Raw genomic sequence first — 9,550 nt, 5'->3', positions numbered from 1 at the left:
CCCCTGTGGTCCCCGGCCCCCGACTCCCGCGCGCTCCAACCGCCGGCGCGTGCGGGGTCGGCGTCCCCCCCCGCCCCCAGATTGAGGCTCCCGGCGAGGGGGGGGTGGCCTATGCACCCCGCGACTCCACCTTCGCGTCCTTCGGCAACTTCCGTCCGCAGTCCGGTTCGTCGGCCCAGTCCCTGGCCACGATCGACCTGCGCGGCGTCGGCTCGGGCCGCACCCTGGTGTTGATCGACGGCCGTCGCGCCCCGACCAACCCGATGGCTGCCTCGTCCGGCTCCGACCTCAACGCCATCCCGCTTGCGGCCGTTGAGCGCATCGAGATCCTGTCCGACGGCGCGTCCGCCGTGTACGGTTCCGACGCGATCGGTGGCGTGGTCAACATCATCCTGCGCAAGGACTTCAACGGCGCCGAGCTTCGCTACGGCATCGGTGCTACCGAAGTCGCCGGCGGCGACCTGGAAGACATGTCCGTCGTGTTCGGCTCCTCGAGCGACCGCACCCGCATCGTCGGTGGCGCGTCCTCCTCGAAGCGCGGCATGGTGTTCACCCGTGACCAGATCGGTGGCGGCTCGCGCGGCGTCAGCACCTTCGGCAACAACTACTACAACTACGAGCGTCCGAACGGCATCAACCCGGTCACGGGTCTGCCTCGCCCGCTGGGCGGCGCGTCCCCGGTTCCGGGCTTCGCCTGCAACTCCAACGGCTTCTACCGCCTCGGTAACGGCCTGTGCTCGTTCGACTTCAACTCGGTCGCGGCCAACGAAGCCAAGGTCGGCAACAAGTCGGTCTTCGTGCGCGCTGACCACCAGATCAACGATGACTGGAGCGTCTACGCTTCCGCCAACACCACCAAGGTCGAGACCTTCGGCCGTTATGCGCCGGTCCCGGGCATTGTTCTGGTTGAAGACGGTACCCCGAACGACATCAACCTGGGCGTCCAGTGCCAGGCCGCTGGCAGCGCGGTCAACACCTGCATCACCTCCGGCCCGGGTGCCAACACCGACGGCCGTGGCACGTACTTCTACCATCGCTTCGCGGCGGCCGGTAACCGTGACAACTTCACGGACGCCACCAACAGCGACTTCCTGGTCGGTTTCCAGGGCCAGCTGACCGACACGATCGGCGTCGATTTCGGCCTGCGCCGCACCGACTATAAGTACATCGAACTGGGCCGTGGCTACATCGTCGGCAGCCTGGCGGCGCTGGCGGCCAATGCCGGCGACTACATGTTCAACAACCCGTTCGGCGCGTCGGAAACGACCCTCAACGGCTTCAAGGCCACCATCAACCGTGAATCGCGCTGGCAGACCAACGAAGTCTACGGCCTGATGAACTTCGACGTGTTCGAGATGGGCGGTGGTACTTCGAACGCCGTCGTCGGCGCCGAATACCGCGAAGACGTGTACTCCGACCAGTACGACTCCCTGTCGGAAGCTGGCGTGGTGCTCGGCTCGGCCGGCAACTCGGCCGCTGGTTCGCGTGACGCCAAGGCTGCTTACTTCGAATGGCTGCTGCCGTTCACCAGCAGCTTCGACATCACCCTGGCCGGCCGTTGGGACAGCTACAGCGACTACGGCGACGACTTCTCCCCGAAGATCGCCATGCGCTGGCAGCCGCTGGAGAACCTGACCTTCCGTGGTTCCTACGGCGAAGGCTTCGCTGCTCCGGGCCTCGACATCCTGACCCAGAAGCCGTCGTTCTCGGCCTCGCCGGTCAACGATCCTGAGTCCTGCGCCGCGCTCGGCGAGCCGACCACCTGCCAGCTGCAGGTCGACACCTTCTTCCTGGCCAACCCGGACCTCTCGTCCGAGACCTCGGAGCAGTTCAGCGTCGGCGTCGTGTATGACCCGTTCGAGTGGCTGGACGTGTCCCTGGACTACTACGACATCACGGTCAACAACACGATCTCGCAGATCTCCGCCCAGGACATCATCAACTCCGACCTGGATCCGGCCACCTTTGGTCCGATTCCCCCGGGCCTGAGCATCACCCGTAACGCCAGCGGCCGCATCACCGAAATCATCGCTGGCTTCGCGAACCAGGGCACCCTGTCGACCAACGGTCTCGACCTCAAGATCAACACCAACTTCGAACTGGGTACGTACGGCGAGCTCAACAGCCAGCTGGCCGTTTCCTACATTCGTAGCTACGAGATCGACGACGGTATCGGCAACGTCACCGAGTTCACGGGTCTGCGTGGTACTCCGGACCTGCGTGCCGGCCTGGCCAACAACTGGACCTACGGTGACTTCACGGTGGGTTGGAACGTCAACTACATCGACAGCCAGTTCAACGGCACCGGCCCGACCGTGGGTGGCTACGCCACCAACGACGTGCAGCTGTCCTGGAAGGCGCCGTGGAACGGCACCATCGCCATGGGTGCCACCAACGTCGGCAACCGTTACCCGGAGCTGGTCGCGTTTGACGGCCGTCCGTGGAACTTCAACCTGTACGACGCCTACGGCCGCACCACGTACCTGCGTTACACCCAGACCTTCTGATAAGTCTGGCGTGAAAGTGTGATTCGAAGGGCCCCGGAAACGGGGCCCTTCTTTTTTGGCGCAGCCGCCGGGACAATGCCGGCATGAATTCCACCCAAGCCAATGAACGACGCGCGGCCTGGTCGGCCTACTGGGCCGCCGGCGGCCTGCATTCATGCATCGGCAGTTTCCCTGGAAACTATGCCGGGGCCATCGGCGCCCACTGGCAGGCGGTCTTCGCCGGCCTGCGCCCCGGGCAGCGGGTGCTCGACCTGGCGACCGGCAACGGCGCCCTGCCGCTTCTGCTGTACAGCCAGTTTGCGGAGGCTGACGGCCCGCAGGTCGACGCGGTGGACCTGGCCGAGGTAGCGCCCGCCTGGTACTCGTCCAGCCACAGTTCCCGCGTCCGGTTCCACTCCGGCGTGGCCATGGAACAGTTGCCCTTCGCCGACGCCAGTTTCGACCTGGTGGTCAGCCAGTTTGGTTTCGAATACGCCCAGCGTGATGCCGCGCTGCGTGAAGCCCTGCGCGTGGCTGGCCCATCGGGGCGGCTCGCCTTCGTCATGCACCATGCCGGCTCGGTGCTGGTGCAGGTGGGGCGTGCCGAGGTCGCCAACCAGGCCCTGCTGATGGCCCCCGCGGGCCTGCTGCCAGCCGCGGCCGCGGTCATCCCCTGGTTTGCCCAGGCCCGCGCCGGCGTCAGCCTCGCCGGGAACGCCCAGGCCCTTGCCTGCCGTGAGGCCTACAACGCCGCCATGAGTGAACTGGCCACGCACATCCAGGCCAGCCGCGTCCCCGACCTGCTGGTGGAGGCGCGCGACCGGATCCACGGCTTGCTGGCCGGTGTCGGTGCCGATGCTGCGCCGTCGCTGCGCCTCCTGGCCAGCTACCGTGAGCAGTGGCAGGCGGCTGGCCTGCGCACCAGCGAGATGATCGGCCACGCCCTGGACGACCGCCAGGTGCAGGAACTGCTGACTGGCCTGCGCGAGGCGCGGCCCGGCGCCCGTGTCGGCTGCGAACCGCTGAGCCAGGGCGAGGGCGTGCTGGGCTGGGCCCTGCACCTGGACCCGGCGTCGGCCTAGTCCGCGCGCGGACGGGGCTCGAGCACGTCCATCAGCGGCGCCATGGCAAAGGCATAGTTCTTCCAGCGGCCCACTGAGCGGGTATGCACGGGCTGGCGCACCTGCCAGCGGCTGGGCGTCTGCACGCCGCGCTCGCTCTGGTGGAAGCGCAGGCAGTCGGGATCCCAGGGCAGGCCGGTGAACTCGAGCAGGCGGCGGGCCTGCGGCTCAATGTCGGACACCAACTGTTCGTAGTCGAGCTCCAGGATCGGCAGCGGCAGGACCTTTTGCCAGTGCCGCATCAGCTGGTTCTGCAGGTTGATGCTGTGGCCGATGCCCTCCAGGCGGGTCGCGAATCGTTCACTGAGCGAGAAGTTCTCGCCGTAGATCGATACGGCGATGTCACGCGGGTCGCGCCGGCACCAGACCACGCGCGCGCGCGGGAACATCAGCGCCACCAGGCCCAGCAAATGGAAGTTCATCGGCGCCTTGTCCACCAGCCGCAGCGCCCCGGCCGGCGCATGGCGCGTGCTGGCGGTCAGGTAGCGCTGGATCGCCTGTTCCAGCGCGCCGGGATGGAGGTCCCGGATCACGTTCGGCCACTGCTGGGGCGAACCGTCGCGCGCGGGCAGGTTGTGGGCGATCAGCGACATGTCCGGCAGCTCGCCGCAGCCGTGGGCCTGGGCATGCGAGCCGATGATCTGTTCGGTCAAGGTGGTGCCGCTGCGCGGCATGCCCACCACGAACACCGGCCGTTCGTCGGGGCTGCCGCCGCTGGCCTGCTCGAACAGCGGACGGTCGAACACGGCCATGGTCTGCGCCACCCGCTGCTGCTGCGCGGGCAGGTCGAACTCCCCGATCATGCGCCGGCGCGCCGCGTTGGCGTCGTCCCAGCTGGCCATGGCGGCGGCGTACTCGCCGCGCCCATCCAGCACCTTGCCCAGCTCGTAGCCAATCAGGGCGCGGTCGGGATCGGGCAGGTCGGCGCGCGCTTGCAGGGCCTTGGCTTGCGCCACGCGCGGCTCGGGCGCCTTGCCCCGCAGCAGGCCGAGCACGCCGCTCAGCGGGAACGCCCAGTCCGGGCGCAGCGCCAGCGCGCGTTCGTAGGCGCTGGCCGCTGCGTCGCGGTCGCCGATGTCTTCCTCGCACTGCGCCAGCGCCATCCACAGGTCGGCTGACCCGGGACGCTGCTCCAGCGCGTCCACGTACAGCTGGCGCGCCTGGAGGTTATGCCCGAGGCGGCCCAGCGTTTCACCCAGCTTGAGCAGGGTTTCGTCGTGTCCCGGGCGCAGCCGCAGCAGTTCCTGCCAGAGCGGCAGCGCGTCGTCCGGGAAACCCGCGCGGAATTCCACTTGGGCCAGGGACTCCAGCTGACGCGGCTGGCCGGGTGCCAGCGCCATTGCCCGGCGCAGCGGCAGCAGCGCCTCTTCGTCGCGGTTCAGCCGCGCCAGCGTGATGCCGAGGAAGTACCAGCCGTCGGCAAACGCCGGCTGCAGGTCGATGGTGCGCCGGAAATAGTCCAGCGCCGGCAGCGGCTGGCCCTGGTGCGCGAGCAGGCAGCCCAGTTCGCACTGCAGGCTGGCCGATTCCGGCGCGAGCGCCGCTGCCTGATGCATGTGCTCGAGCGCCAGCGGATGGCGGCCCGTGCGCAGCGCCAGCGTGGCCATGGCCTTGTGCGCGGCAGCCACGGCGGGCGCCTCGGCCAGCAGCTGGCGCAGTCCACGTTCGGCGTCTGCCAGGGCGCCGCGCTGCATCAGCGCGGCCAGGTGGTCCAGGCGGGTGGCCAGGGCGGCAGGGTGGGGAGGAGCGTCGGTCATTCGGCGTCCGGCGACGGAATACCGCGCCATTGTAAACCGCGCTGCCAGCGGCGGGTGCCGGGCTAGAATGCGGTCAACCACACCGCTTTTTCCGCCATGATCAGCAACGAACTAGACATCGCGCCGTATCGGTCGGCCCTGGCCCGGCAGGGACGCGTGCAGGTGCAGGGATTCCTGCAGCCCGACGCCGCGCTGCGGCTGGCCGACTGCCTTCGCCGCGAAGTGCCCTGGAGTACCGCCGAGCGCGGCCAGCCCGACAGCCCGCCGTGGACCGGCGAAACGCTGCAGCACAGAATGCCGGCCGCCTACCGCACCGCCGCCGCCGGCTTCCACTACGTGTACGACCGTTACCTGATGGTGGAAGCGATGAAGGCCGGCCGCGATCCACACCTGGTGCTGCATGCGGTGCTGGAATTCTTCAACAGCGCGCCCTTCCTGGATTTCATCCGCGACTTCACCGGCGACACCCAGCTGAACATGGTGGGCGCGCAGGCCACGCGCTACCTTCCCGGGCAATTCCTGCGCGTGCACGACGACCGGCACGAGGAAGAGGGCAGGCGCTATGCCTACGTGCTCAACCTGTCGCGCCATTGGGAGGCCGACTGGGGTGGCCTGCTGCACTTCGTGAACGAAGACGGCAGCCCCCGCGATGCCTTCCTGCCGCTGTGGAATTCGCTGAGCCTTTTCAAGGTGCCAGCCAAGCACCACGTGGGGCTGGTGGCGCCCTGGGCCCGGGAACCGCGCCTGGCCATCACGGGCTGGTGGCACGCCAAGGGCTAGGTCGGGCTACAGCTCGCCCAGCGGGGCGTCGCGGCCGTAGTAGGCCATGATGCCTTCCAGCGCGCCCTGCACCAGCCGGCGTTCGTCCGCGCTCAGCAGGGGGTGCCAGATGTCGAAGATCAGCACCACGCGCAGCTGGTCGCTGTCGTTCCAGGCGGCGTGCTCCACGGTGTCGTCGAAGATCAGCAGCTCGCCGGGCGTCCACGGCCGCACATGGTTGCCCACGCGCAGCCCGCAGTTGGGCGGAATGATCAGCGGCAGGTGGACGGTGAGCCGGCAGTTGGTGGCGCCGTTGTGCGCCGGTATGCGCGTGTGTGGCTTGAGCGCCGAGAAGAAGGCGGCCGGTGCGCGGTGCTGAACCGCCACCTGCGGCACGGCGTCGAGCATGGCCATGGTTTCCGGGCAGCGCGCGATATGCGATTCCACGCGCTTGCCGTGGCGCCAGAGGAAATACGCGCTCCAATCGGGATTGAAGTCCAGCGGTTGGAACTGGCCGACCGGTTCACCCGGGCGGGTTTGCACGTAGGGGATGAAGCCCTCGGCATCCTGCTGCAGCACGTCCTGCAGTTCGGCCCGCACTTTGTCGGTGCAGGCCTCCGCGGCCGGCGCCCAGGCGAAGTCCGCACGGTCGAAGAATGCAATGGACGGCAGGCCCACCACGTTGAACATGCCCGGCTGTGACAGCTGCAGGGGCCGGCGGCCCAGCGAAACGTCCAGCGACTCTTCGAAGCGCTCCAGCGTCCGGCCCGGACGCGAGCCGCGCAGTTCGGCCAGGTGCCGGTCGAGGAACTCACCCAGCTGGGCCTGGTTCTCGGTGACCATGCGCTGCGCGCGCGCCACCAGCGGCTGCAGCTCGGGGGTCATGGCGGCCTGGGCCGGCATCACCTGCAGCGCGCTGGCAAAGGCCAGCGCCTGGTCCTTTTCGCGCCCCAGCTGGCCGTAGATGGCGGCCTTCTCGAAGTGCACACCGTAGGCGGAGGGCTCGAGCTTGAGCGCGCGATCGAGCTCCTGCAGCGCCGCCGCGTCGTCCCGGGTGGCGCGGTACACGCGCGCCAGCTGGGCGTGGGCCATGGCCATCGGCGGGCTGCCGCGCACGGCCCGCTGCAGCAGGCTGGCCGCCTGGGCGGTGTCGCCGCCCGCCAGGGCCAGGGTGCCCAGGAACGTCAGCGCGCCCGCGTGTTCGGGTGCGAGCGCCAGCACCTGGTCCCACAGCCGCGCGCTGGCCTGGGTCTGGCCTCGGCGCGCGAGTCCCTCGGCTTCGACGGCCAGGGCGGCAATGCGTGGGTCGGTGGCGGCAGCGTTGGTATTCATGGGGGCCTGGTGGCGTTGGTTGTGCGCTGCGGTGGAAGTAACGGTGCCCTGGCTCAGCAGCAGCCGTGGTCGCCGAAGTGTGCCTTGCCTTCGTGCACGCCCACGCCGCGGGTTTCGCCGCGCTGGCTGGCCTCGTAGTGGTCGGCGATCACGCGCGCCACGGCGGCAGTGACGCGCTTGCCGGTGGGGATGTGCAGGAATTCATTCGGGCCATGCGCGTTGGAGTGCGGGCCCAGCACGCCGGTGATCATGAACTGCGCGCCCGGGAACTTGTCGCCCAGCATGCCCATGAACGGAATGGTTCCGCCTTCGCCCATGTACATCGCCGGCGCGCCGAAGAACTCCTGGCTGGCGGTGTCGATGGCGCGCTCGAGCCAGGGCGCAAGCGCCGGGGCATTCCAGCCGGTGGAGGCTTTCTCCAGCTCCACTTCGACCCGGCAGCCGTTGGGCGGGTTGGCTTCGAGCACGCGCTTGAGGATCTCGCCGGCGCGCTTGGGCTCCAGCGTGGGCGGCAGCCGCAGGCTCAGCTTCACGGCGGTGTGCGGACGCAGCACGTTGCCGGCGTTCTGCAGCGTGGGCATGCCGTCCGCGCCGGTGATCGACAGCGCCGGGCGCCAGGTGCGGTTGAGCACCAGCTCGGTGAGGTCGGGGTTCATCGGCGCCATGCCGTCCAGGAACGGGAACTTGTCCCAGATTTCGCTGCCCAGCACCTGTGCGGCGCGGTTGGCCTGGGTGATGCGCTGCTCGGGGATGTCCACGTACAGCTCGTCCACGAGGATCTTGCCGGTGGCTTCGTCCTCCAGGCGCGACAGCAGCTGGCGCAGCAGGCGGAAGCTGGACGGCACCACGCCCGAGGCATCGCCGGAGTGGACGCCTTCGCTGAGCACGCTGACCTTGAGGTTGCCGCCCGCCAGGCCGCGCAGCGAAGTGGTGCACCAGAGCTGGTCGTAGTTGGCGCAGCCCGAATCCAGGCACACCACCAGCGACGGCTTGCCGATGCGTTGCGCCAGGTGGTCGACGTAGAAGGGCAGGTCGTAGCTGCCCGACTCTTCGCAGGCTTCGATCAGGATTACGCAGCGGGCGTGCGGCTTGCCCTGTTCCTTGAGCGCGCGGATGGCGGTGAGCGAGCCATACAGCGCGTAGCCGTCGTCGGCGCCGCCGCGGCCGTAGAGTTTGTCGCCCTTGATCACCGGCTTCCAGGGGCCGAGGTCGTCGGCCCAGCCGGTCATCTCGGGCTGCTTGTCCAGGTGGCCATAGAGCAATACGCAGTCGTCGCCCTCGCCCGGCACTTCGATGTAGATCAACGGAGTGCGGCCTTCGAGCTCCAGCACTTCGACCTGCATGCCCGCGATGGGCTGGGCCTTGGCCCAACCTGCCAGCAGCTTCACCGCGTCGTCCATGTACCCGTGTTCTTTCCACTGCGCGTCGAACATGGGCGACTTGTTCGGGATGCGGATGTACTCGACCAGCTGCGGGACGATGTCGCCATCCCAGGCGTCGGCAATGAAGCGGTCGGTCTTGGCGGTGTCCATGGCGATCCTCGTTGCGGTGTTTTCCCGATTTTACTCCCTTGGGGCCTGCGCCGCCGGCCGGGTAGGAAAGCGCGGACAGCGGCGGCACGACGGTTCCGATCCCCAGGGAGGTGAATGGCGATGGGCGCCCCTCGGCCGTGCGTCGAGACTGGCCTTGCCCCGGGGCGAGCATCGCCACCGGGCCCATCCCCTGGACCCAACGAGGTATCACCATGAACAAGATAGCCCTCACGCTGCGCTCGATCCTGCTGTCGGCCGCGCTGGCCGGCAGTGCCCTGGCCGCCGAGACGGTCGACATCAACGCCGCGGACGCCGCCACGCTCGACCGGATACTCAACGGCGTGGGCCCCAGCAAGGCCGAGGCCATCGTCGCGCACCGCAAACAGCACGGGGCGTTCAAGAGCGCCGACGAGCTGGCCGAGGTGAAGGGCATCGGCCTGTCCACCATCGAGCTCAACCGCGATCGCATCAAGATTGGTGCGGGCGCCCCTGCCCCGGCGCCCGCCCCGGCGGCCCAGCCCAAGCCCCAGGCCCCCGCCCCGGCAAGCCACTGAACGAGCCCC

Annotated in this window: 7 protein-coding genes; 4 read left to right on the top strand and 3 right to left on the bottom strand. The window is 68.8% G+C overall.

All coding sequences use genetic code 11. The annotated features are described in order from the left end of the window. Positions 1 to 104 precede the first annotated feature (104 nt). Together K0M70_RS11860 and K0M70_RS11855 are read left to right on the top strand one after the other, a co-directional pair. Positions 105 to 2,507 carry a TonB-dependent receptor gene (locus K0M70_RS11860; protein ID WP_290782182.1) on the top strand — a complete coding sequence of 801 codons (2,403 nt, stop codon included), beginning with the start codon at positions 105 to 107 and terminating at the stop codon, positions 2,505 to 2,507. 83 nt (positions 2,508 to 2,590) lie between these two features. Further along, complete coding sequence (locus tag K0M70_RS11855) at positions 2,591 to 3,568, top strand: methyltransferase domain-containing protein (protein WP_290782180.1); 978 nt, start codon at positions 2,591 to 2,593, stop codon at positions 3,566 to 3,568. Here K0M70_RS11855 and K0M70_RS11850 read toward each other — a convergent pair. Continuing rightward, entirely contained in the window at positions 3,565 to 5,364 is a 1,800-nt protein-coding gene (locus K0M70_RS11850) for a sulfotransferase (protein WP_290782178.1), read from the bottom strand. The two genes, K0M70_RS11855 and K0M70_RS11850, sit on opposite strands and share 4 nt — an antisense overlap. Positions 5,365 to 5,460: 96 nt before the next feature. On the opposite strand from K0M70_RS11850, the gene K0M70_RS11845 reads away from it, so the two are divergent. Then, positions 5,461 to 6,144 (top strand): 2OG-Fe(II) oxygenase family protein, encoded by a 684-nt coding sequence (locus K0M70_RS11845; RefSeq protein ID WP_290782175.1) that lies wholly within the window; start codon positions 5,461 to 5,463, stop codon positions 6,142 to 6,144. 6 nt (positions 6,145 to 6,150) lie between these two features. Here K0M70_RS11845 and K0M70_RS11840 read toward each other — a convergent pair whose 3' ends face one another. Beyond that, a complete protein-coding gene (locus K0M70_RS11840; RefSeq protein ID WP_290782172.1) occupies positions 6,151 to 7,455 on the bottom strand; it encodes an aspartyl/asparaginyl beta-hydroxylase domain-containing protein in 1,305 nt (434 codons plus the stop codon). Positions 7,456 to 7,508: 53 nt separating this feature from the next. Further along, entirely contained in the window at positions 7,509 to 8,987 is a 1,479-nt protein-coding gene (locus K0M70_RS11835) for a M20 family metallopeptidase (protein WP_290782170.1), read from the bottom strand. Between the two features lie 212 nt (positions 8,988 to 9,199). Between K0M70_RS11835 and K0M70_RS11830 the strand changes: the two genes are divergently transcribed. Then, positions 9,200 to 9,541 carry a helix-hairpin-helix domain-containing protein gene (locus K0M70_RS11830; RefSeq protein ID WP_290782167.1) on the top strand — a complete coding sequence of 114 codons (342 nt, stop codon included), beginning with the start codon at positions 9,200 to 9,202 and terminating at the stop codon, positions 9,539 to 9,541. Positions 9,542 to 9,550 lie beyond the last annotated feature (9 nt).

Source organism: Arenimonas sp. (assembly GCF_019459675.1).
Lineage (GTDB): Bacteria > Pseudomonadota > Gammaproteobacteria > Xanthomonadales > Xanthomonadaceae > Arenimonas.
Note: the sequence above shows the minus strand (reverse complement) of the source record. Positions and strands in the feature narration are given on the sequence as shown.